The sequence below is a fragment of the Streptomyces sp. HUAS 31 genome (genome assembly GCF_028198125.1).
Taxonomy (GTDB): domain Bacteria; phylum Actinomycetota; class Actinomycetes; order Streptomycetales; family Streptomycetaceae; genus Streptomyces; species Streptomyces chartreusis.
Map to the genome: position 1 here is coordinate 2,684,955 of NZ_CP116353.1, position 22,613 is coordinate 2,707,567.

At 72.0% G+C, this 22,613-nt stretch carries 17 protein-coding genes; 10 read left to right on the forward strand and 7 right to left on the reverse strand.

Annotation, left to right across the window (positions count from 1 at the left end; all coding sequences use genetic code 11):
- The first annotated feature begins 17 nt into the window (after nt 1–17).
- A complete protein-coding gene (locus PGH47_RS11865) occupies nt 18–722 on the forward strand; it encodes a hypothetical protein (RefSeq protein WP_271663389.1) in 705 nt (234 codons plus the stop codon).
- Here the strand turns inward: PGH47_RS11865 and PGH47_RS11870 are convergent.
- Entirely contained in the window at nt 662–1,426 is a 765-nt protein-coding gene (locus PGH47_RS11870; protein WP_271663390.1) for a hypothetical protein, read from the reverse strand. The two genes, PGH47_RS11865 and PGH47_RS11870, sit on opposite strands and share 61 nt — an antisense overlap.
- 73 nt (nt 1,427–1,499) lie before the next feature.
- On the opposite strand from PGH47_RS11870, the gene PGH47_RS11875 reads away from it, so the two are divergent.
- Complete coding sequence (locus PGH47_RS11875) at nt 1,500–2,279, forward strand: adenosylcobinamide-GDP ribazoletransferase (protein WP_271668032.1); 780 nt, start codon at nt 1,500–1,502, stop codon at nt 2,277–2,279.
- A 44-nt stretch (nt 2,280–2,323) separates the two neighbouring features.
- Here the strand turns inward: PGH47_RS11875 and PGH47_RS11880 are convergent, their stop codons facing one another.
- From PGH47_RS11880 to PGH47_RS11895, 4 genes are all read right to left on the reverse strand, one after another.
- Nucleotides 2,324–2,974, reverse strand: a complete 651-nt coding sequence (locus PGH47_RS11880; RefSeq protein ID WP_271663391.1) for a spherulation-specific family 4 protein — start codon at nt 2,972–2,974, stop codon at nt 2,324–2,326.
- A 31-nt stretch (nt 2,975–3,005) separates the two neighbouring features.
- The gene (locus PGH47_RS11885; RefSeq protein WP_271663392.1) at nt 3,006–4,493 is read right to left on the reverse strand and encodes a hypothetical protein; all 1,488 of its coding nucleotides are present in this window, start codon (nt 4,491–4,493) and stop codon (nt 3,006–3,008) included.
- Nucleotides 4,490–6,013, reverse strand: coding sequence for a GT4 family glycosyltransferase PelF (gene pelF, locus PGH47_RS11890; RefSeq protein WP_271663393.1), 1,524 nt, complete (start codon nt 6,011–6,013; stop codon nt 4,490–4,492). Before pelF ends, PGH47_RS11885 begins: the two co-directional genes overlap by 4 nt.
- Before the next feature lie 146 nt (nt 6,014–6,159).
- Nucleotides 6,160–8,193, reverse strand: coding sequence for a hypothetical protein (locus PGH47_RS11895; RefSeq protein WP_271663394.1), 2,034 nt, complete (start codon nt 8,191–8,193; stop codon nt 6,160–6,162).
- Between the two features lie 353 nt (nt 8,194–8,546).
- On the opposite strand from PGH47_RS11895, the gene PGH47_RS11900 reads away from it, so the two are divergent.
- The 7 genes from PGH47_RS11900 to PGH47_RS11930 all read left to right on the forward strand — a co-directional run bounded on the left by PGH47_RS11900 (nt 8,547) and on the right by PGH47_RS11930 (nt 19,287).
- Nucleotides 8,547–10,094, forward strand: coding sequence for a leucyl aminopeptidase (locus tag PGH47_RS11900; protein WP_271663395.1), 1,548 nt, complete (start codon nt 8,547–8,549; stop codon nt 10,092–10,094).
- A 256-nt stretch (nt 10,095–10,350) separates the two neighbouring features.
- Nucleotides 10,351–11,739 carry a dihydrolipoyl dehydrogenase gene (lpdA, locus tag PGH47_RS11905; protein WP_185932948.1) on the forward strand — a complete coding sequence of 463 codons (1,389 nt, stop codon included), beginning with the start codon at nt 10,351–10,353 and terminating at the stop codon, nt 11,737–11,739.
- A 58-nt stretch (nt 11,740–11,797) separates the two neighbouring features.
- Entirely contained in the window at nt 11,798–13,579 is a 1,782-nt protein-coding gene (gene sucB, locus PGH47_RS11910; RefSeq protein WP_271663396.1) for a 2-oxoglutarate dehydrogenase, E2 component, dihydrolipoamide succinyltransferase, read from the forward strand.
- A 364-nt stretch (nt 13,580–13,943) separates the two neighbouring features.
- Complete coding sequence (locus tag PGH47_RS11915; RefSeq protein WP_030951853.1) at nt 13,944–14,573, forward strand: GntR family transcriptional regulator; 630 nt, start codon at nt 13,944–13,946, stop codon at nt 14,571–14,573.
- A 261-nt stretch (nt 14,574–14,834) separates the two neighbouring features.
- The gene (gene aceE / locus PGH47_RS11920; RefSeq protein ID WP_271663397.1) at nt 14,835–17,537 is read left to right on the forward strand and encodes a pyruvate dehydrogenase (acetyl-transferring), homodimeric type; all 2,703 of its coding nucleotides are present in this window, start codon (nt 14,835–14,837) and stop codon (nt 17,535–17,537) included.
- Between the two features lie 77 nt (nt 17,538–17,614).
- Nucleotides 17,615–18,595, forward strand: a complete 981-nt coding sequence (locus PGH47_RS11925) for a helix-turn-helix transcriptional regulator (protein WP_271663398.1) — start codon at nt 17,615–17,617, stop codon at nt 18,593–18,595.
- Nucleotides 18,596–18,768: 173 nt separating this feature from the next.
- Nucleotides 18,769–19,287, forward strand: a complete 519-nt coding sequence (locus PGH47_RS11930; RefSeq protein ID WP_271668033.1) for a DUF4240 domain-containing protein — start codon at nt 18,769–18,771, stop codon at nt 19,285–19,287.
- A 40-nt stretch (nt 19,288–19,327) separates the two neighbouring features.
- Here the strand turns inward: PGH47_RS11930 and PGH47_RS11935 are convergent, their stop codons facing one another.
- Entirely contained in the window at nt 19,328–19,531 is a 204-nt protein-coding gene (locus tag PGH47_RS11935; protein WP_271663399.1) for a hypothetical protein, read from the reverse strand.
- A gap of 166 nt (nt 19,532–19,697) precedes the next feature.
- On the opposite strand from PGH47_RS11935, the gene PGH47_RS11940 reads away from it, so the two are divergent.
- Complete coding sequence (locus PGH47_RS11940) at nt 19,698–20,837, forward strand: lipid II:glycine glycyltransferase FemX (protein ID WP_271663400.1); 1,140 nt, start codon at nt 19,698–19,700, stop codon at nt 20,835–20,837.
- Nucleotides 20,838–21,065: 228 nt separating this feature from the next.
- On the opposite strand, the gene PGH47_RS11945 is transcribed toward PGH47_RS11940, so the two are convergent.
- On the reverse strand, nt 21,066–21,812 hold the full coding sequence (locus tag PGH47_RS11945; protein ID WP_443048481.1) for a peptidoglycan recognition protein family protein: 747 nt from the start codon (nt 21,810–21,812) through the stop codon (nt 21,066–21,068).
- Between the last annotated feature and the right edge of the window lie 801 nt (nt 21,813–22,613).

Consider the following 22,613-nt stretch of genomic DNA (forward strand, 5'->3'; position numbering starts at 1 on the left):
ACATATGATCACAACTTGTGACAGTTGACACCCTCGGTCGCTGGGCCCGTGCCGAGTGGGGGGCGCTGTACCTCGCCGTACGCAGGGCCGTGGTGGAGCGGCGGTGGCGGGCCGCGCCCATGACCGTCGGGGTCGTGTGCCTGACCGGGATCACTCAGGTCGTGCAGAACCGGCCCTGGGGGTACCGGATCGTCCAGGATCTCGGCGCCGTACGTGCCGACGACCCCCTGTGGCTGGCGCTCCTGCGGACGCCGCTGTCGCTGTTCGTGCCCGCCCTCGACCTGCCGGTGTGGGGTGCGCTGGCGCAGGTCCTGATCGCGTTCGGGATCGCCGAGATGTGCCTGGGCCGGTGGCGCACGCTCGTCATCGCCTACGTCGCGACCCTCGCCGGCACCCTGTACGCGCGCGCGGCCGTCGCGATCGGCCCGGACAGCCCGTTCGGGCTGCCCGCCTCGGACGCACGGGTCGTGGACACCGGGCCGTCGGCGGCCGTCGTGGGGCTGGCCGTGTTCCTCGGCTGGCGCTACGGGGCGTACGTCACGGCCGGTGTGGTGATCGCGGCGATGGTCGCCGAGGTCGCGCTGAAGCCGAACCTCGCCGGGAAGGAGCACGTCGCGGCCGTCACGGCGGTGCTGGTGCTGTGCGCGGTGTCGGCGGTGCGTCAGCGGCGCTCCAGGGCCCGCGCCGGTTCCACGTCGGGGGCGCCGCCGATCCAGTCCTGAAACTTGCGGCTGGGGCCGAGCCAGCGCCGGTCGTGGTGGTAGGCGCGCAGCGTCGCCTTGGCGCGGGCGCGCGGCCGGCGGCGGTAGAAGCGTCTCGCCCAGGGGGACGTCGGACGGGCCAGCCGGATCGCGCCGAACAGCGCGACGAAGGGGATGATCACCCCGAAGAGCGCGATCTTGGGCTTGCCCTTGAACAGGGCGATCAGGGCGATCAGGAAGTTCACGGCGATCGTGCTGAGCACCGTCCCGCGGTTCTGCATCTCGCTGTCGTTGAGATCGTTCACCCCGAACGGCGCGTAGCCGATCAGGAGCAGGCCGACCAGGGCGACGGTGAGCACGACCACCTCGACGCTCTTGCGGCCGTCCTTGGTCCAGTAGACGTCGTCGAGGTGCAGGATCAGCGCGAACTCGTCCAGGACCAGGCCCGCGCCCACCCCGAAGATCACGGCGGCCGCCGCCGAGCCGAAGCCGCGCTGCCCGCCGGCGACCGCGCAGAAGCCGCCGATGACGGTGAGGACGACTCCGGGGACGACGTGGTGGATGTGGACGGCGCCGGTCTCGATGTTGCGGAAGGGGCCCTTGCCCGCCCGGATGAGACGGGTGATGAGCCGGGTGACGAAGAAGGTGACCACGAACGCGGTCAGGGCGAGGAGCAGCGGGAGTTTGCCCGGTTCGATGATGTTGGCCTGCCACCAGTCACCCATGCTCTCAGTGTCTGCCGGTCAGGGGTGGGCTGCCTGGTGGGGACGACGTCCGGGCTACCCTGCGGGCGTGTCCATGACCCCGCCGCACCTGCACGGTCTCCGTTTCGCCTTCGGCACCCTGAGCGTGATCCCCGTCAGGGTGAGCCGCTGGGACCGGGAGGCGGCACGCGGCGGGATGCTCTGCGCCCCGCTGGTGGGGGTCGTCCTCGGCTGCGGTGCCGCCCTGCTCGCGCTGGTACTGCTGTTCCTCGGCTCCGGCTCCCTCCTCGCCGCCGTCGCGGCCGCCGCCGTACCCGCCGCGCTCACCCGTGGGCTGCATCTCGACGGGCTCGCCGACACCGCCGACGGGCTCGGCAGCGGCAAGCCCGCCGAGGACGCCCTGCGAATCATGAAGCAGTCGGACATCGGGCCGTTCGGCGTCATCACGCTCGTGTTCGTGCTGCTCGCGCAGGTGGCCGCGCTGTCGCGGCTGTACGACGACTCATGGGCCCGGGGTGCGCTCGCCACCGTCGTCGCGGCCGTCGCCGCCCGCCTCGCCCTGACCCTCGCCGCCCGGACCGGCGTACCCGCCGCCCGGCCGGAGGGCCTGGGGGCCGCGGTGGCCGGGGTCGTCCCGGTACGGGGTGCGGTGGCCGTCGCCCTGGCCGTGACCGGGGCCGCCGCCGCGGCCGGAGCACTGCTCGGGACGGACAACCTCGCCCGCACCGCCCTCGCGGTCCTCGCCGCGCTCGCCGCCGCCGAACTCCTCCTACGGCACTGCACGCGCCGCTTCGGCGGCATCACCGGCGATGTCTTCGGCGGCCTCGCGGAGACGGCGGCGACGACCGCGCTCGTGGTGCTCTCTCTGGGCTGAGCGGGTCGTAGTGCGGTGGCCGGGCTGAGCGAGGTCGGGCCGGATCACGGCGGGTGTCGGACGGTGTGCGGCAGCGTGCCCCAGGGATGCCGGCCCCGGCCGGGCACCGCGCAGTGCACCGAGGCGCCGTAGGACCGGGCCGTCTCCGTCAGGTCGACTCCGGGCGGGACTCCGTAGACCAGGTGGCACAGCCGCGCTCCGGTGGCGGGCCGCCGGTGCCGCCGGACCAGCCGGGTGTACGAGGCGTACGGGCCCTCGAAGGTGACCAGGAGGTCGGCGATCCTGGCGTAGGCCGGGTCCGCCTCCGTGCCGTGGTTCAGGGCGAGCGTGCCGCAGCCGGCGCCCCACGCGGCCGTCGCGAGTCGCTGGTAGTACGCGAACTCGGCGCGGCTCGTGGCGACCTGGTCGAGGAAGACGCCGTCGGCTCGGTACCAGTCGCGGTGGCGGGCGATGTCGCGGACGACCTCGGCGTGCGGCCGGCGGCCGTAGTCGGTGTCGACGTAGCCGAGCACCCGCACGGCCGCGCCCGCCAGCCGGGCCGCGACCTCGGCGAACGCCGGGTCGGGCGCGTCGCCGGGGCCGCTGGCCGGGTTCAGTACGACACCGTGGAGCCGGGGCGCGGCGGCGATGATCGCGTCCCATTCGGCGGGGCGGACGGACGGGTGCTCGTAGTAGGGGATCAGCAGGTCGCTCATGGGTGGGCGGCGCCCCTCCTCAACAGGTCGTTCATCGGTGCGCGGTAGCCCTTCCCAGGAGGACGCAGACGAGGGTGGCCTGGGCCAGTGCGGCCGTTCCGTGGACGATCGGGGCGGTCCAGTGCGGGCTGCCGGTGTGGGTGAGGAGCGCGAGCGTCTGGGCGAGGGCCGCCGTGCAGCAGATCGCGGCCGTGCCGAGCACCGCGCCGAAGGACTGGAGCAGCAGGCCCGTCCACAGGACCACGCCGAGAAGGAGCAGGCCGGCGAGGCGGACACCGGTGATCTGTGGCGCGCCGGGCCAGACGGCATCGGTGGCCAGGACGAGGCCGAGCAGGGCGGCGAGGTAGGCCGCCAGGCATCGTCCGGCCGTGCGCACCGTCGCCCGTCGGAACGCCCGTGCGGTGCTGGTGGCACGCAGGCCGGTCAGGGTGCCGCTGCGGAAGCGGTACAGGAGCCATTCGGCGGGGCCCATGCTGAGGGTGAGGGCGACGGTTCCCTCTCCTGCGAGGGCGTCGCCGAGGGCCGCGTAGAGCACCAGGACGCCGGTGGCGAGGCCGAACAGGGCGTACGGGAGGGAGGCGGAGAGTCGGGGGGCCGTTGCCGTGGCTCGGCTGCGGGTGCGTGGTGGCTTGTCGCGCTCACGCGGCGGCAGCCGCAAATTCAGAGCCGTCCCGCGCCCCTTGCGGGGTGCGACTTCACGCAGGCCGAGGAGGGCCACCACCATCAGTGATCCCAGCAGCAGGATCAGTCTTGCGACGTCCGGCACGGAGTAGACCAACGCCACGACCGCGCCTGCCGTCATCGGCGACAACGCTGCCAGCAAGGCACGTTCGCGGCCCATGACGAGCAGGATCGTGGCGGCACCGAGGTAGCAGGACTGCGCGGCGGCGAAGGCGACCACCGTCGGCCGGTCCGGTCCCGCCATGGACAACGCGACCAGGGCCCCCAACAGGGCACCCACCGGCGCACCGAACAGCAGCGAACGGCGGGCCGCCGATCGATCCCCCAACCCCAGCCAGACGTACGCCCGATGCGCCAGCCCCTGGTTCCAGGTCCAGCCGACCAGGGCGCCCGCCAGCAGCGGGAGCGTGGCCGGCGGGAGGCCGGAGGCGTCGCGGGGGCCCGCGAGCAGGGGGGCTCCGAGGACGTAGCCGAGGCCGGGCAGGGCGAAGAGCAGGCCCCGTAGGAGGCAGCCGACCAGGCTCGCCTGCCAGGGGTCGTGGGGCGGGACCTCCGGCTCGGGGTAGCGGCGTTCGGTCCGTTCGTAGAGTTCCTCGGCGAGGGCGAAGGAGTTCTTCACGCCGTAGCGCTCGCGTATCTGGTCGTCCGAGAGGCCGTCGGACTCCAGCAGGGCGGCGATCTCGTCCGGGTGGACGGCCGCGGCCGTGAAGTCGTCGAGACGGGCGCTGAGTTCGTCGAGGGGGTCGGGGCGGGCCCAGGCGGGCGCGGCGCGTTGGCGGGGGACCACGGGGAGGGTGTCGGGGCGGGAGCCGGGCGGCATCCAGAGGCTGCCGCTCACCAGTCGGTTCCGTCCGTCGCGACCTTCTCGTACCAGGGGTCGCGCAGTTCGGCGGTCCAGTCGGCGACCGTCTCCAGCGTGGGCTCGTACACCTCGGCGCTGCCGGCGAGCTCCTCGTAGATGGCCCGGAAGTTGTCCACGGAGCGGCGCAGCGTGAAGCGGTCGATGACCCGTTGACGGGACAACTCCCCCAGTTCCAGGCGCCGTTCGTCGTCCTTGAGGAGAGTCAGGATGGCCGCGGCCATCTTCTCCGGCTCGCGCGGCGGGACGACGATGCCGGTGTCGCCGACGGCCTCGCGCACTCCCCCGACGTCCGTCGAGACGGTCGTACGGCCGCAGGACATGGCCTCGATGATGGAGAACGGGAAGCCTTCGGAGATGGAGGACAGCATGACCAGGTGGCCGGCGGCGTAGGCGCGCCAGACCTCGGTGATGCGGCCCTCGAAGATGAGGCCGTCCGTCACGCCGAGTTCGGCGGCGAGCTTCTCCAGTTTCGTGCGGTAGGCCTCGCCGCCGGGCGGGACCGGGCCGAACAGCCGCAGCCGGGTCTCGGGGAGTTCGGCGCGGACCGTGGCGTAGGCCCGCAGCAGGGTCTCCAGGTCCTTGATGGGGTCGACGCGGCCGCACCAGGTGAGGGTGGGCACGTCCGGCTCGGGTCCTGCGTGCGGGAAGGCGTGCGGGTCGACGCCGTTGTAGACGGTGCGGATCCGGTCGGCGTCGGCGCCGCCGCGCTCCTCCCAGCGGCGGTTGTACTGGTTGCACGGGGTGATCAGGTCGGCCGTGCGGTACCCGTGCGAGTTCAGCTCGCGGTAGAAGCCGAGCATGAACGCCTTCACGGGCCAGCGCTGGGCGGCGCTGCGGTAGCCGAGGTAGCGCTCGCGCAGGTAGATGCCGTGCTCGGTGAGGAGGAAGGGCACGCCGTCGAGCCTGCGGGCGGCGAGGGCCGGGAGGGTCGCCAGGCCGCTGCTGACGGCGTGGACGACACAGTCCTCGGCGATCCGGATACCGAGCGGGCGCAGGGCGTGCTCCAGCAGGTCGGTCGCGGTCAGGGCGTCGTGCACGGTGGGATGGGCGGCCGCGGTGGGCAGATGCGGCATCGTCCACATCCACATCAGTGACCTGAGCGCCGACTCGGAGCGCAGCGCCGCCGACAGCCGTCCGTCGCGGGCGAGTCCGGCCAGCTCGTCCAGTCCGTCGCCGAAGTCCGTTCCGTCGGCCCCGGGGTCGAGGAAGGAGAGCAGGAACCGCTCGTAGGCGTCCGTGAAACGGCGCCGGGCCCGGCCCTGCGGCGCTCGTTTCCGGCCCGGACGCGGACCCCAGGTGGGTACGGAGGTGTGCCGGTGGACGTTGGGCGGCAGCTCCCAGGTGACGGGTTCGCGGCCGGTCCCGGTGAGCGAGACGATATGGAAGTCGACCTCCGGCATGCCCTTGACGAGCTGGTCGCACCAGGTGCTGACCCCGCCGTGGACATGCGGATAGGTGCCTTCGGTGAGCATGGTGACGTGACGGCCAGGGCGCATCGCAGCCCGGCTCCCCCCTGTGATGCGGATGTTGTGCGGGGAACTGCGCTCGGGACCCGGGCTGCCGCCGCACGGGGCCGGTCTCGCCCACGCGGCGGCAGCCGCAGATCGAATACAGCCCCGCGCCCGTTGTCGGGGCAGCTGCTCTACGGCAGCTTCAAAGTGACTGCCGACTGAAGCAGCGCCGGCGTGGTCCAGGCCGAGCGCTTTCCGGCGTACGGGGTCCCGAACGCGGAGGTGCCGAGCAGGAGTTGCTTGACGGTGCCCTCGGGCGCGGTCACCGGGATCTGCGTCCCGGACGGCGCGTTGACGGTCACGGTCTTGCCGATGCGGTACGCCGTGACGGAGCCCTTCGCGACGGCGTTCTGCCAGGCGGCCCGGCGCTGGAGCTCGGTGCCGATGGCGTTCTGCGCGAGGTTCTCCACCGGCGTGTCGGCGGCGAACAGCGCCTGGTACTCGGCGAGGACCCGGTCCAGGACGGGGTACAGGATGCGGTCCTCGGCCAGGTTGGACTGGTGGGCGTAGTGCGGACGCGGGTCGTTGCCGATCACGTGCCCGAGGGCGATGCGGGCCTCCTGCGGCACGATGTGGTCGTCGTAGCCGGTGGCGGCGTCCAGCGGCTCGGGCAGACAGGTGGAGGCGGGGTTGTTCTCGCAGATGCCGCTGCCGCCGTCGGCCGTCGAGGTGTAGATCCAGTTGTACTCGTCGGCCATCTCCTGCGCGGTGCCCGTGTTGTAGTACACGTTCATCGGGTACCGGGGCACGGTGAGCGCGGCGCCGACCGAACGCTGAGCGGGCTCACGGGAGTTGTCCGAGGCGATCCACTTGACGCCGTTGTCGGCGAGGGCACCGGCCAGGTTGGGGTTGTCGGCGGGCTGCTGCGGCAGGGTCTTCAGGCCCGAGTGCTCGCCGGTGACCAGTTCCGTGCGGTCGAGCGGAAGTCCCTTGTTCACGCCCCAGTTGTAGTTGTTCCTGATCTGCGCCGAGATCTCCGAGCGGCTCATGTACTGCGTCGAGCCGTTCGCGTTCTTGGCGCAGCTCCAGGGCACGGTCGAGGTGTCCTGGACACAGCCGAGGAACGGGTGCGTGTAGGTGTGGTTGATCCAGCGGTACTGCGCCTTGTCGGCGAGCAGCCGGTCGGCGAGGGCGTCGGTGCCGCCGTTCTCGGTCTTCCACTCCTCGCCGGAGCCGGCGTTGTAGACCATGTCCAGCTTGAAGCCGTGATCGCGCTGCCACTGGGCGGCGTACGTCGCGTCCGCGGCGGTCATCCGGATCGGCGGGGCCTCCTCGCCGCCACCGCCCACGCAGTCGATGTCACCGGGCGTGCAGTTGCGCTCGGTGTCCCAGCGGGCGTCGGGCGCGAAGACGTCGTCGACGTGCACGGCGAAGTAGTTGCGCGCCTGGCCGAGGTGGATGCCCTGGGTCAGCCATTCGACGATGCCGCGGGCGAGGAGGCGGAACTGCTGCTGGTACTGGTTGTAGGCGAAGGTCACGACCAGCTCGCGGCGCCCGTCGTGGCTGTACTCGCCGACCAGGCTGCCGCGCCCCGTGCCGCCGGGCACGGGCACGTCTACGTAGCTGGTGAAGCCGGCGCGGGGCCGGGCCGCGTAGCCGTAACTCTCCGGCACGGTCGGGTCGTTGTCCTCGAAGGCGAAGGCGCCGTCGAGATAGCCGAAGGAGCCGGCCCGGCCCTCGGCCGTCACGGACGCCTCGTGCCCGTCGAGGGAGCCGGCCCAGCCGCCCTCGGTGGTGTAGTCGAGACCGACGCCCGGGTGGGCCCAGGTGTAGGCGTCGACCTGCGGGATGCCGTAGGTCCGCTCATAGTTCTCCAGCGCGGTCTGTTCGGCGGAACCCGCCCCGAACGGGGCCTCGTTGGGCGATACGACGCCCTGGAACCTGGCGCGGGGCCTGCCGTTGACCGTGTCGCTGAGGAACGCGCCGGTGACGGTCGGGCGGGCGGCGTCGTTCAGGTCGACCGTGGTGTACGGGATGCCGGTGGTCTTCAGCTGGTCGGTGATGGCCTTCACGGAGCTGTCGCCGTTGTCCACGACCAGGACCCTGAGATCGATGCGCGGGTCCTCGGCGGCCGCGGCGCCGGGCACCGAGAGCCCCAGCGTCAGCAGACCGGCCGCCGCGGCGACGGCTGCCGTGTTTCTCCATCTGTGCGCGGTGTGCGCCATTGATTTTCCTTCCCCCCAGAAGGTCCTCGTGCAGGCCGATTGCGATGAATCGGCAGAGGATCCGTGGAAATCATGCGAAACGGCGAGCGAGCGGCTCGCCGGAACCAGACAGAGTGTGGCTCGCTCGCCGGTCGCGAGGATCAGGAAATGGCCGCGACGCCACTCACAGGTGAACGTCCGTAGGAATGAGCGAACGCTCACACGAGCGTAGGCTCGTCCCGAGTGTTCGCCGTACCGGGGAAGGCCCCGCTGCCAACGCACCCACAGGTCGGAACTAGGGTCGGCCGTCGGGCCCGGTCGACCCACACTATTCGGCCATCGCAACTTCACATCGGAAGCGAGATTTCACCACCGTGACTGCTCTCACTCTCAGCACCGCCGCGGCGCCCGGCCTGCGGGCCGACGCGATCGTGATCGGTGTCGCCAAGGGCGCCGCGTCCAAGTCCGCGGGACTCGTCGTCGCACCGGGCGCCGAGGCCGTGGACAAGGCGTACGACGGCAGGCTCGCCGGCGTCCTTGAGACCCTCGGTGCCTCCGGCGCCGAGGGCGAGGTGACGAAGCTCCCCGCCCCCGCCGGCTTCAAGGCCCCGCTCGTGCTGGCGGTGGGGCTGGGCGCCGAGCCCGAGAAGGACGCCGACTACGACGCCGAGGTGCTGCGCAAGGCCGGCGGTGTCGCCGCCCGCGCCCTCGCCGGCTCCAAGAAGGCCGCGTTCGCGCTGCCGCTGGGCGACGCCGGCGACATCGGCGCCGTCGCCGAGGGCGTGCTGCTCGGGGCGTACGCCTTCGACGTGTACAAGGAGAACGGCAAGGACTCCGGCGCCCAGGGCAAGAAGAACGGCAAGGCCCCCCTCGCCGAGGCCGCGCTGCTCGGCGGCAAGCCCCGCGACAAGGAGCACAAGGCCGCGATCGAGCGCGCCACCGCCGTCTCCGAGGAGCTCAACCGCGCCCGCGACCTGATCAACACCCCGCCCAACGACCTCAACCCCGAGTCGTTCGCCGCGATCGCCACGGCGGCCGGCAAGGAGCACGGCATCAAGGTGCAGGTGCTCGACGAGAAGGCGCTGACCAAGGGCGGCTACGGCGGCATCCTCGGCGTCGGCTCCGGCTCGCAGGCGGGTCCGCGGCTGGTGAAGCTGACGTACACGCACTCCAAGGCGAGCAAGCACCTCGCGCTCGTCGGCAAGGGCATCACCTACGACTCGGGCGGCATCTCGCTGAAGCCGGCCGGGCACAACGAGACGATGAAGTGCGACATGAGCGGCGCGGCCGCCGTGTTCGCCGCCGTGGTCGCAGCCGCCCGCCTCGGGCTCCAGGTGAACGTCACCGGCTGGCTGGCACTGGCCGAGAACATGCCCTCGGGATCCGCGGTGCGCCCCGGTGACGTGCTGCGCATGTTCAGCGGCAAGACCGTCGAGGTGCTCAACACCGACGCCGAGGGCCGGCTCGTGCTCGCCGACGCGCTGTGGGCCGCTTCGCAGGAGAAGCCGGACGCGATCGTGGACGTGGCGACGCTGACCGGCGCCATGGTGCTGGCGCTCGGCAGCCGCACCTTCGGCGTGATGGCCAACGACGACGCGTTCCGCTCCGCGATCGTGGAGACCGCCGAGGAGGTCGGGGAGCCGTCGTGGCCGATGCCGCTGCCGGAGCACCTTCGCAAGGGCATGGACTCGCCCACCGCCGACATCGCCAACATGGGTGAGCGCATGGGCGGCGGACTGGTCGCCGGTCTCTTCCTGCGGGAGTTCGTGGGCGAGGGGATCACCTGGGCGCACCTGGACATCGCGGGGCCGGCGTTCAACGAGGGCGGTCCCTTCGGGTACACGCCCAAGGGCGGTACTGGGTCCGCGGTGCGCACCCTGGTCCGGCTCGCCGAGCTGACGGCTGCGGGCGACCTGGGCTGACGTCGTTCCGGGTGAGGGGGCTCCGCGCGCGGGTAGGGCGGAGCCCCCTCTTCCATGCCCGCCTCTCCCGTGCGCTCAGCTGAACGTGGGACGTCTCACACACCGGCCCGGCGTCTCGTTCGGTGTGGACAAGTGCGAAGATGGGGCTCGGCAGGACAGGGCCCCCACCACAGGGCCGAAGAAAGAGCGGCCGGACACCAGCCGCCGCCCGGTCAACGCTGACCGGCGTACGGCGCACATGCATGGAGGACGTGACGTGGCGAACGACGCCAGCACCGTTTTCGACCTAGTGATCCTCGGCGGTGGTAGCGGTGGTTACGCTGCGGCCCTGCGCGGGGCGCAGCTGGGCCTGGACGTCGCCCTGATCGAGAAGGACAAGGTCGGCGGCACCTGCCTGCACCGGGGATGCATCCCCACCAAGGCCCTGCTTCACGCGGGCGAGATCGCCGACCAGGCTCGTGAGAGCGAGCAGTTCGGCGTGAAGGCCACCTTCGAGGGCATCGACATCGCCGGTGTGCACAAGTACAAGGACGGCGTGATCGCCGGCCTGTACAAGGGCCTCCAGGGTCTTGTCGCCTCCCGCAAGGTGACGTACATCGAGGGTGAGGGCCGACTGTCCTCCCCCACCTCCGTCGACGTGAACGGCCAGCGCGTCCAGGGCCGCCACGTCCTGCTGGCGACCGGCTCCGTGCCGAAGTCGCTGCCGGGCCTGGAGATCGACGGCAACCGGATCATCTCCTCCGACCACGCCCTCGTCCTGGACCGCGTGCCCAAGTCCGCGATCATCCTGGGCGGCGGCGTCATCGGCGTCGAGTTCGCCTCGGCGTGGAAGTCCTTCGGCTCCGAGGTCACCGTCATCGAGGGCCTGAAGCACCTCGTCCCGGTCGAGGACGAGAACTCCTCCAAGCTTCTTGAGCGCGCGTTCCGCAAGCGCGGCATCAAGTTCAACCTGGGCACGTTCTTCCAGAAGGCCGAGTACACGCAGGACGGCGTCAAGGTCAGCCTCGCCGACGGCAAGGAGTTCGAGGCCGAGGTCCTGCTGGTCGCCGTCGGCCGCGGCCCGGTCTCCGCCGGCCTCGGCTACGAGGAGCAGGGCGTCGCCATGGACCGCGGCTACGTCCTCGTCGACGAGTACATGCGCACCAACGTCCCGACCATCTCCGCCGTCGGTGACCTGGTGCCCACGCTCCAGCTCGCGCACGTCGGCTTCGCCGAGGGCATCCTGGTTGCGGAGCGTCTGGCCGGTCTGAAGACCGTCCCGATCGACTACGACGGTGTCCCCCGCGTGACCTACTGCCACCCGGAGGTCGCCTCCGTCGGTATCACCGAGGCCAAGGCCAAGGAGATCTACGGTGCGGACAAGGTCGTCGCTCTGAAGTACAACCTGGCGGGCAACGGCAAGAGCAAGATCCTCAACACCGCGGGCGAGATCAAGCTCGTCCAGGTGAAGGACGGTGCGGTGGTCGGCGTCCACATGGTCGGCGACCGTATGGGCGAGCAGGTCGGCGAGGCCCAGCTGATCTACAACTGGGAGGCGCTGCCGGCCGAGGTCGCGCAGCTCATCCACGCCCACCCGACTCAGAACGAGGCGCTCGGCGAGGCCCACCTGGCCCTGGCCGGCAAGCCGCTGCACGCTCACGACTGACCCTCGGTCACGAAGCGACGACACAGACTTCCGCAATTCGTAAGGAGCAACCGAAACCATGGCGGTTTCCGTAACCCTTCCGGCGCTCGGCGAGAGCGTCACCGAGGGCACTGTCACCCGCTGGCTGAAGGCCGAGGGCGAGCGCGTCGAGGCCGACGAGCCGCTGCTCGAGGTGTCGACCGACAAGGTCGACACCGAGATCCCTTCGCCCGCCGCCGGTGTCCTCGCCTCCATCAAGGTCGCCGAGGACGAGACCGTTGAGGTCGGCGCCGAGCTCGCCGTCATCGACGACGGCACGGGTGCCCCCGCTGCCGCCCCGGCCCCGGCCCCGGCCGCCGAGCCCGCTCCGGCCGCCCAGCCGGAGCCGGCCCCGCAGGCCGCTGCCCCGTCCACCGAGCAGGCCGCCCCTGCCCCGGCGCCCACCGCCGAGGCCACCGCCGGCGCCGGCTCCGCCGAGGGCACGGACGTCGTCCTGCCCGCGCTCGGCGAGTCCGTCACCGAGGGCACCGTCACCCGCTGGCTGAAGTCGGTCGGCGACAGCGTCGAGGCCGACGAGCCGCTGCTCGAGGTGTCGACGGACAAGGTCGACACCGAGATCCCCGCCCCCACCTCCGGCACGCTGCTGGAGATCGTGGTCGGCGAGGACGAGACGGCCGAGGTCGGCGCCAAGCTGGCCGTCATCGGTGTCGCGGGTGCCGCTCCGGCGGCGGCTCCGGCCCCTGCCCCCGCTGCCCCGGCTCCGGCTCCGGCCGCGCCCGCGGCCCCGGCTGCCCCCGCCGCTCCGGCCGCGCCCGCCGCTGCCGCCCCGGCTCCGGTCGCCCCCGCGGCTCCGGCTCCCGCGCCGGCCGCGCCGGCCCCGGTCACCCCGGCTCCGGCCGCTCCGGCCGCCGCCCAGGCGACGGACGAGGGCGCCTACGTCACCCCGCTGGTGCGCAAGCTCGCCGCCGAGAACGGCGTCGACCTGGCCACCGTCAAGGGCACCGGCGTCGGCGGCCGTATCCGCAAGCAGGACGTCATCGCCGCCGCCGAGGCCGCGAAGGCCGCCGCTGCCGCTCCGGCTCCGGCCGCCGCCGCTGCTCCGGCCGCCGCGAAGAAGGCGCCGGCCCTGGAGGTCTCTCCCCTCCGCGGCCAGACCGTCAAGATGCCGCGCATCCGCAAGGTCATCGGCGACAACATGGTCAAGGCGCTGCACGAGCAGGCGCAGCTGTCCTCGGTCGTCGAGGTCGACGTGACCCGCCTGATGCGTCTGCGCACGCAGGCCAAGGACTCGTTCGCCGCGCGTGAGGGCGTCAAGCTCTCCCCGATGCCGTTCTTCGTGAAGGCGGCGGCCCAGGCGCTGAAGGCCCACCCGGTCATCAACGCCAAGATCAACGAGGCCGAGGGCACGATCACCTACTTCGACTCCGAGAACGTCGGAATCGCGGTGGACTCGGAGAAGGGCCTGATGACCCCGGTCATCAAGGGTGCCGGCGACCTGAACATCGCCGGCATCGCCAAGGCCACGGCCGACCTGGCCGGCAAGGTCCGCGCCAGCAAGATCACGCCCGACGAGCTGTCCGGCGCGACCTTCACCATCTCCAACACCGGTTCGCGCGGTGCGCTCTTCGACACGATCATCGTGCCGCCGGGCCAGGTCGCGATCCTCGGCATCGGCGCCACGGTCAAGCGCCCGGCCGTCATCGAGACGGAGGAGGGCACGGTCATCGGCGTCCGCGACATGACCTACCTGACCCTCTCCTACGACCACCGCCTGGTCGACGGCGCCGACGCGGCCCGTTACCTGACGGCGGTCAAGGCGATCCTGGAGGCCGGCGAGTTCGAGGTCGAGCTCGGCCTGTAATCGCCGACGAAGCGGTACGACGCCCCGTCCGGAACTTCTCCGGGCGGGGCGTCGCTTTTTGGGGCGCCTGAGAGCTCGGTGTGGGGGGTCGTCGGGCGAGTGCGGGTAGTCGTGGGCTGGTCGCGCAGTTCCCCGCGCCCCTTGAGGTGGGTGCAGTGGACGCCCCCTGAGGGGCGCGGGGAACTGCGCGACCAGCCACAACCGACCCGCACCCGCCGAACGACACATCCCCCACCCCACTGGGCGCCCCACCCCAAATCCCGTGTAAGTCTCGTCTCACCTGCACCAAAGCCCCCCTGTCGGCCCTCCCAGCGGAGCGCACCCGCCGTATTGTCTAAACGTCAACGCGCCCTAAGGAGCCCTCATGACCGCCCCCGTCATCCACTCGCTGCGCGAACAGATCCGCGAGCACATCCTGGAGGGGATCATCAGCGGTCGCTGGCAGCCGGGCGAGCGGATCGTGGAGCGGCGTATCGCCACCGAGCTGGAGGTCAGCCAGACCCCCGTGCGCGAGGCACTGCGCGAGCTGGAGTCCCTGCGCCTGATCGAGTCGGCGCCGAACAAGGGCGTACGCGTCCGCAGCCTGACCGCCGCCGACCTGGAGGAGAGCTACCCGGTCCGGGCCGGCCTGGAGGCCATCGCCGCCGAGCTCGCCGCCGACCGTCTCGCCGAGGACTGCTCCGCCCTGGACCCGCATGTCACCGCGCTCTACGACGCCGACCGCAACTCCGACGGCACGGGCCAGGTCCGGCACACGGTCGCCTTCCATCGCGAGATGGTCCGCGCGGCCGGCAACTCCGTGCTGCTGCACACCTGGGAGGGCCTCGGCATCGAGGTCTTCACGGCCCTGTCCATCCGCTGGCTGGGCACCGTGCAGCAGTCGTACGCGGAGGAGCACGAGGAGCTGGTGGCGGCGTTCCGGCGCCGGGACCCCCGGATCGCCGAGATCGTCAAGGCGCATGTGCTCGGCTGCGCCCCCCGGCACGAATCCTGAGCGCGGCCCCGCTCATACGTAGCCTCACCTGCGAAAACCCGGGAAAAACGCGGCACCCGGTGCCTGCCCGAAAGGCACCGCGTGCCGACTTTCTCGTGATCAAGAGGTTTTCGCCCTCAACCCTTTGATCGATCATCGATCAGAGAGTTATTGTCGCCGACGGACCTCCACCGAGGTCTTCGCCCTGTCCTGCCAAAGACAAAGGGCAACCCCGAACCCTTACCGATGAGGGAACCCCCTTCGACTGAGGAAGGCGGCGACATGACCGACCCCAACGCCATCCAGCCGAGCGCGCTCGACCAGCTCCCCGACCGTGATCCGGAGGAGACCGCCGAGTGGCAGGCCTCGCTGGACGCGGTCGCCAAGGCGGCAGGTCCGCACCGCGCCGCATACCTGATGCGCCGCACGCTGGAGCGGGCCGAGGCGGGCGGCATCGCGCTGCCGAAGCTCCTCGAGACCGACTACGTCAACACCATCCCGACCGCCGCCGAGCCGTCCGTGCCCGGTGACGAGGAGATGGAGCGGAAGATCACCGCGTGGAACCGCTGGAACGCGGCCGCCATGGTGACCCGCGGCTCCAAATACGGCGTCGGCGGCCACATCGCCACCTTCGCCTCCGCGGCCTGGCTCTACGAGACCGGCTTCAACCACTTCTTCAAGGGCAAGGAGGCCGACGGGTCCGGCGACCAGCTCTACATCCAGGGCCACGCCTCCCCCGGCATCTACGCCCGCGCCTTCCTCGACGGGCGCCTCGACGAGCAGCACCTCGACAACTTCCGCCAGGAGGCGGGCGGCAACGGCCTGCCGTCGTACCCGCACCCGCGCCGGCTGCCCTGGCTGTGGGAGTTCCCGACGGTGTCCATGGGCCTCGGCCCGCTGTCGGCGATCTACCAGGCGCGCTTCAACCGCTATCTGACGGCGCGCGGGATCAAGGACGTCTCCGACTCCCACGTCTGGGCCTTCCTCGGCGACGGCGAGATGGACGAGCCGGAGTCCACGGCGGCACTCGCCCTGGCCTCCCGCGAGGGTCTGGACAACCTGACCTTCGTCATCAACTGCAACCTCCAGCGTCTCGACGGCCCGGTCCGCGCGAACTTCAAGATCGTGCAGGAGCTGGAGGCGCAGTTCCGCGGCGCCGGCTGGAACGTCGTCAAGACGATGTGGGGCACGGCCTGGGACGAGCTGTTCCAGCTCGACACCACCGGCGCGCTCGTACGCCGCCTGCGCGAGGTACCCGACGCGCAGGTGCAGACGTACCAGACCCGCGACGCGGCCTACATCCGCCAGGACTTCTTCGGCGCCGACCCCGCGCTGGTCGAGATGGCGAAGCTGCTGAGCGACGACAAGATCCTCGAGTGCTTCCACCTCTCCCGCGGTGGCCACGAGGCCCGCAAGGTGTACGCCGCCTACAAGGCCGCCGTCGAGTTCAAGGGCGCGCCGACCGTGGTCCTGGCCCAGACGGTCAAGGGCCACACCCTCGGTGAGGGCTTCGCGTCGAAGAACGCCAACCACCAGATGAAGAAGCTGACGGTGGACGAGTTCAAGACGATGCGCGACCTGCTGGAGCTGCCGATCTCCGACAGCGCGTTCGCCGACGGCCAGGTGCCCTACGGCCACCCGGGCGCCGACTCCGCCGAGGTCCGCTACCTCCAGGAGCGCCGCGCGGCCCTCGGCGGCCCGGCCCCGGCCCGCCGTGTGCACCCGGTGGCCCCGCTGCCGGCCCCGGCCGAGAAGGCGTTCGCGTCCTTCGACAAGGGTTCCGGCTCGCAGAACGTGGCCACCACCATGGCCTTCGTCCGCCTGATCAAGGACCTGGTCCGTGACAAGGAGTCGGGCAAGCGCTGGGTGCCGATCGTCCCGGACGAGGCACGCACCTTCGGTATGGAGTCGCTCTTCCCGTCCCTCGGGATCTACTCCCCCAAGGGCCAGACGTACGAGCCGGTCGACCGTGACCAGCTGATGTACTACAAGGAGGCCAAGAACGGCCAGATCCTCAACGAGGGGATCACCGAGGCCGGTTCGATGGCCGACTTCATCGCCGCGTCCACCGCGTACGCCACGCACGGCGAGGTGATGATCCCGTTCTACATCTTCTACTCGATGTTCGGCTGGCAGCGCACGGCCGACCAGATGTGGCAGCTCGGCGACCAGCTCGGCCGCGGCTTCCTCGTCGGCGCCACCGCGGGCCGTACGACCCTGACGGGCGAGGGCCTCCAGCACGCCGACGGCCACTCGCCGGTGATCGCGGCGACGAACCCGGCCGCGCTGACGTACGACCCGGCCTTCGCCTACGAGGTCGCGGCGATCGTCAAGGACGGTCTGCGCCGGATGTACGGCGAGGCCGCGCCGGGCGAGGACCCGGACGTCTTCTACTACCTGACCGTCTACAACGAGCCGATGCCGCAGCCGGCGAAGCCGTCCGGGCCCGGCGTCGACGAGGGCATCGTCAAGGGCCTGTACCGCTTCAACACGGCGGAGTCGGCGGGCCTCAGCCCGGTCGCGAACGCCCCGCGGATCCAGCTCCTCGGCTCCGGCACGGCGATCCACTGGACGCTCCAGGCGCAGAAGCTGCTCGCCGAGGAGTGGGGCGTGGCGGCCGACGTCTGGTCGGCGACGTCCTGGACGGAGCTGCGCCGCGACGCCCTGGAGGCGGACGCCGCGCTGCTGCGCGGTGAGGAGCGCGTCCCGTTCGTCCGGCAGGCGCTGCAGGGCGCCGACGGCCCGGTGCTGGCGGTCTCCGACTACATGCGCCAGGTCCCGGACCAGATCGCGCAGTGGGTCGAGCAGGACTACTCCTCCCTCGGCGCCGACGGCTTCGGTCTCTCCGACACCCGTGAGGCGGCCCGCCGTCACTTCGGCGTCGACGCCGAGTCGATCGTCGTGGCGGCCCTGGCCCAGCTCGCGAAGCGGGGCGAGGTCAAGGCGACCGCGGTCAAGGAGGCCCGGGAGAAGTACGGTCTGTAGGACCGAGCGACGACGACGAAGGGGTACGGCCACGGCCGTGCCCCTTCGTTGTCGGTGGGCCCCGGCATGATGGCCGTATGCGTGCTGCCCGGCTGATCAAGATGGTGCTGCTGTTGCAGTCCCGGCCCTCGATGACCGCCGCCGAGCTGGCGCGCGAGCTGGAGGTGTCCGAACGGACCGTCACACGGGACGCGCAGGCCCTGTCCGAGGCCGGGGTCCCGGTGTACGCGGACCGGGGGCGGGCCGGGGGGTACCGGCTGATCGGCGGGTACCGGACCCGGCTGACGGGGCTCGGGCGCAGTGAGGCCGAGGCGCTGTTCCTCTCCGGGGTGCCGGGGGCGCTGCGGGAGATGGGTCTGGAGGACGCCGCGTCCGCGGCCCGGCTGAAGGTGTCCGCCGCCCTGATGCCGTCCCTGCGCGACGCCTCCCGTACGGCGGCGCAGCGCTTCCATCTGGACGCCCCGAACTGGTTCAAGGAACCGAAGACCCCCCAGCTGCTGCCCGCGGTCGCGGACGCGGTGTGGGACGACCGGCGGATCGTGGCCCGCTACCGGCGCGGGGAGGCGGAGAGCGAGGCCGAGCGGGAGCTGGAGCCGTACGGGCTCGTGCTGAAGGCGGGGGTCTGGTACCTGTGCGCCCGGGTCGCCGGGCACGGGTCGTACCGGGTGTACCGCATCGACCGGTTCACGGCCGTGGAGGCCGCCGGTGAGCGGTTCGAGCGGGACGGCGAGTTCGACCTGCCGGAGTTCTGGGACGAGCGGGCCGAGCAGTTCGCGCGGTCCATCCTGCGGTCCGAGGTCGTGGTGCGGGTGTCCCCGGGCGGGGTTCGCAGACTGCCGTACACCGTGGATCCGCAGTCCGCGCGGGAGGCGCTGGAGGAGGCTGGCGCCCCGGACGGGGACGGCTGGGTGACGCTGACGCTGCCGGTGGAGTCCGAGGAGGTCGCCCACACCCAGCTCGCGTCGCTCGGCCCGGAGATCGAGGTCCTTCAGCCACCCTCGCTCCGGGAGCGCTTCGCGGGCGACGCGATACGGCTGGCGGCGCTGTACGACGGCTGACGCGATACGGCTGGCGGCGCTGTACGGCGGCTGACGCGATACGGCTGGCGGCGCTGTACGGCGGCTGACGCGATACGGCTGGTGGCGCTGTACGGCGGATGAGCCGTCGGCGCATAACAATCCGCCACACTCCACGTGCGCCCCACCCGTCCAGGGCCGATGCTTGACCCGTGATGGACGAGACGGAGTTCTGGGAGCTGGTGGACGGCGCGCGTGAGGGCGCCGAGGGTGACCCGGAGGAGCAGGCCGACCTGCTCGTGGACCGGCTGCTGCAACTGGACCCCGACGCCGTGCTCGACTTCGCCCGTCACTTCGAGGCCCGCTACAACCGCGCGTACACCTGGGACCTGTGGGGCGCCGCCTGGGTCCTGCTGGACGGGGCCAGCGACGACGCGTTCGACTTCTTCCGGTGCTGGCTGATCGGCCAGGGCCGCGAGGTGTACGAGGGCGGGGTGCACGACCCCGACTCGCTGGCCGACCTGCTGGACGACTTCGACGAGGAGTTCGACGGCGACGGCGAGGAACTCGGCTACGCCGCGGACGAGGCCTACGAGCAGCTCACCGGCACCGTCGCCCCCGACCTCGGCATCCCGCCCGCGCCCCCGGAGCCGGAGGGCACGCCGGTGGACTTCGAGAACGCCCAGGTGCTGGCGGAGCGCTTCCCCAAACTGTGGGAGCGGTTCAAGGACTGAGCCGGAGTTCCGGAACCTCAGGGACCTCGGCCTCGACCCCTCAGGCCACGGCCCGCCTGCGGCCCGGGTCCGACGGGATGTACGCCTGCGTCCGCTCGACCGTCACCGCGTGGTGCATCGGTGCCTGGTTGGCCTGGTCCAGCGCGGACGCCGTGACGGCGGCCGGCCCCAGGACGACGGTCGCGACCGCGCAGAGAGCCGTCCAGACCCGCTTGCCGCCGTGCCCGCTGTTGCTGCTGCTCATGTTCCCCACCTCCGGTCAGTGCGTGTTCATGACCATAGGGAGGCCGCCTCGGGAGGGTCCTTGAGCCGGCTACGAGAAACCTGTGGAGAAGGTTCACCTGCGGTCTCTTGACCGGTTGCGTGATCCGCGGCTTACGGTGGCCGCCCCGAACAGGAGCATCGAGTCCATGACCAGCCCGTACGTACGGGAGATCACGCGCGAGGACCATCTGTCCCATCTGCGGCTGTACCCCGACGCGAGCCATCTCCAGATCCCCGAGTGGGGCGATGTGAAGCCCGACTGGCGGGCGGAGAGCGTCGGCTGGTTCGAGGACGGGCCCGCCGGGGAGGTCCTGATCGCGTCGGCGCTGGTCCTGTACCGCCCGCTGCCCGGCACCCGGCGCTGTCTCGCCTATCTCCCCGACGGGCCGGGGATCGACTGGCGGGCCCCGCGGGTGGACCGTTGGCTGGACGCCCTGGTCGCCCATGTGGAGCGGCGCGGGGCGTTCTCGCTGCGGATGGGGCCGCCGCTGGTGGTGCGGCACTGGGAGGCGGACACCGTCGCGGCGGGCGTCGCCGACCCCGACGTACGGCATCTGCACGACCTGCCCGCGGACGGCCTCGACGGATACGCGCTGGACCTCGCGGAGCGGCTGGGGCGGCTCGGGTGGCGGCGGTGCGCGGACGGCAACGGCAGCGGTTTTGGCCTCGGCCAGCCGCGTTACGGCTGTCAGGTGCCGCTGGCGGGCCGCTCGACGGACGATCTGCGGGACGCCCTCGCGCCCCGCTGGCAGCAGTCCCTGGCGACCGCCGAGCGGGCGGGGGTCCTGGTGTCCTGGGGCACGGCGGCGGATCTGCCGGAGTTCTACCGCCTGTACACCGCGACCGCCGAACGCGACGGGTTCCGGGCCCGGCCCCTGATCTACTTCCAGCGTCTGTGGGCGGCCCTGAACGCGGTGGACGGCGACCGGGTGCGGGTCTACCTCGCCGAGTACGACGGCGAGGTCCTCTCCGCCGCACTCATGATCGGCGTCGGTTCCCGCGTCTGGCACTCCTACGCGTCGTCCGGGCGCCGGGGCCGTGAACTGCGCCCGAGCAGCGCCCTGTTGTGGCGAATGCTGGGCGACGCGAGACAGGCTGGGGCCCGCACGTACGACCTGCGCTCCATCACCCCCGCCCTGACGGACGACCGCCTCCTCGGCCGCCTCCTGTTCAAGACGGGGGCGGGCGGCAGGGCCGTGGAGTACCTGGGCGAGTGGGAACGCCCGGTGGGCAGCCAGGGGAAGGCGCTTCAGCGGGCGGTGGGGGTTTATCTGGGGCGGCGGTGAGGGGTGGGGTGGCGGGCGATGAGGGCCTGCCTTCTGGGCGCTGGTGAGGTGACGGCAGGTGCCGGGGGGCGCGTGGGCAGGGCCTGCCTTACGGGGCACTGTTGAGGAGACGGCAGATGCCGGGGTGGGGTGGCGGGCGATGAGAGCCTGCCTTCCGGGGCGCCGGTGAGGTGACGGCGGCGGGCGCGGTTGGTGGGGTCGGCTCGGGCGCGGGAGCGGTGGGCGTGGTCAGTGTCTGCCCTGGAGGCGGGCTGCTGTTTCTCTGATGTCCGGGAGGCGGGCGCTCAGGGCCGCGCCGGGGCAGGTGGTCATGTAGCCCTCGTTGTGGCCGGCGATGGCCGGAAGGTCGGCCGTGGTGCCTCTGGAGTAGCGACTGAGGCTGTTGCTGGAGGTAAGCGGAACCGTCGACCTGGGGTCCGTCTCGGAGAGGCCCAGCTTCCAGGCGGCGATCGCGGCGATCGCGTCGGTCATGGCCTTGGGGACGGGGACACCGGCGGTGAAGGTGCCGAGGGCGGCGATGCCGGCGGTGCGGTGGTTGAAGCCCTGCGTGTGGGCGCCGGTGACGGCGCGGTCGACGCCGCCCGCACGGCCCTCGTAGATCGTGCCGCACCGGTCGACGAGGAAGTTGTAGCCGATGTCGTCCCAGTCGCGGGAGCCGGTCTGGCCCGCGTACAGGTACCGGATGATGCGGGGTGTGTCGGCGCAGTCGTAGCCGTTGGGCGAGTCGGTGTGATGGACGAACACGGCGACGACCTTGTCGTCGTAGCGCGGGGGCGGCTGAGCGCGCCGGGCGTCAGCGTCCAGCCAGGCGGACCTGGGCACGATCTCCGGCCGGGCCGCCTGATGCGCCCCGACGGGCCGAGCCGCGACGGGCCGCTCCTCCTCGGCGACACTCCGCTCGACGCCTTGCGCGCACAGCAGCAGCGCGAGAACGGCGGCAAGGCCGGGAACGCAGGCGAGCAACACGACCAGCACCCCGGACACCCGCGCCCCGTCGACACCCCGCCACCACCCAACGCCCGGTCCCCGGCCCTGGCCCCCGGCTCCCCCCTGCCCCTGAATCCGCCCCCACCGCCGCGCCCGCAACCGCCGCCGAGCCCGGACCGACTTTCGAGAGGAGACCGATCCCGGAGCAGAGGCCGACTCCCGGACGGGGACCGCCCCCCGGACGGGGACCGCCCCCCGAGCACGGGCCGACTCCCTAGCAGGGGCCGACTCCCTAGCAGCGGGTGCCGACTCCAGAGCAAGGGCCGCCGTCCGAGCAGCGCCCGATTCGACGGCCTCCCGCCGCTCTCCGACCGCCTTCCCGACCGACGCCCGCCCTCGTCCCCGCAACACCCGCCGCCGAGCCCGCCGCTCGGCATGAGCCGGGGCGACCGTAGAGGCCCGCTCCTGCGGGGCGTCAGCGGGCCGGCCCTGCACGGCTTCCGGCTGCTCCGGTGAGAGGGTCTCGGTCTGCGTGGCGGCCGACTGCTCCGAGACGAGGGGCTTGACCTGCGGGGCAGCCGACTGCTCCGGCCCAAGAGGCGGCGCCTGCGAAGCCTGCTGCTCCGACACGAAAGGCTCGGCCTGCCGGGCAGCCGACTGCTCCGGCCCAAGAGGCGGCGCCTGCGAAGCCTGCTGCTCCGACGCGAGGGGCCCGCCCTGCGGGGCCTGCTTTGCCGACGCGGGACGCCGCGCCCCCTGGGCCGACTGTTCCGGCCCGGAGGGCGGCCCGTGGGGAGTCGGCTCATCCCGCACGACAGGTCGCTCCTGCGGAGCGGGCTCCTGCCGCTC

Excerpts from the sequence above, each read along its gene's own strand:
- PGH47_RS11870 (WP_271663390.1), bottom strand. The coding sequence starts at position 1,426 with ATGGGTGACTGGTGGCAGGCCAACATCATCGAACCGGGCAAACTCCCG.
- PGH47_RS11880 (WP_271663391.1), bottom strand. The coding sequence starts at position 2,974 with ATGAGCGACCTGCTGATCCCCTACTACGAGCACCCGTCCGTCCGCCCC.
- PGH47_RS11930 (WP_271668033.1), top strand. The coding sequence starts at position 18,769 with ATGGACGAGACGGAGTTCTGGGAGCTGGTGGACGGCGCGCGTGAGGGC.
- PGH47_RS11940 (WP_271663400.1), top strand. The coding sequence starts at position 19,698 with ATGACCAGCCCGTACGTACGGGAGATCACGCGCGAGGACCATCTGTCC.
- PGH47_RS11875 (WP_271668032.1), top strand. The coding sequence starts at position 1,500 with ATGACCCCGCCGCACCTGCACGGTCTCCGTTTCGCCTTCGGCACCCTG.
- PGH47_RS11925 (WP_271663398.1), top strand. The coding sequence starts at position 17,615 with ATGCGTGCTGCCCGGCTGATCAAGATGGTGCTGCTGTTGCAGTCCCGG.
- PGH47_RS11915 (WP_030951853.1), top strand. The coding sequence starts at position 13,944 with ATGACCGCCCCCGTCATCCACTCGCTGCGCGAACAGATCCGCGAGCAC.
- PGH47_RS11895 (WP_271663394.1), bottom strand. The coding sequence starts at position 8,193 with ATGGCGCACACCGCGCACAGATGGAGAAACACGGCAGCCGTCGCCGCG.
- pelF (WP_271663393.1), bottom strand. The coding sequence starts at position 6,013 with ATGCGCCCTGGCCGTCACGTCACCATGCTCACCGAAGGCACCTATCCG.
- sucB (WP_271663396.1), top strand. The coding sequence starts at position 11,798 with ATGGCGGTTTCCGTAACCCTTCCGGCGCTCGGCGAGAGCGTCACCGAG.
- aceE (WP_271663397.1), top strand. The coding sequence starts at position 14,835 with ATGACCGACCCCAACGCCATCCAGCCGAGCGCGCTCGACCAGCTCCCC.
- PGH47_RS11935 (WP_271663399.1), bottom strand. The coding sequence starts at position 19,531 with ATGAGCAGCAGCAACAGCGGGCACGGCGGCAAGCGGGTCTGGACGGCT.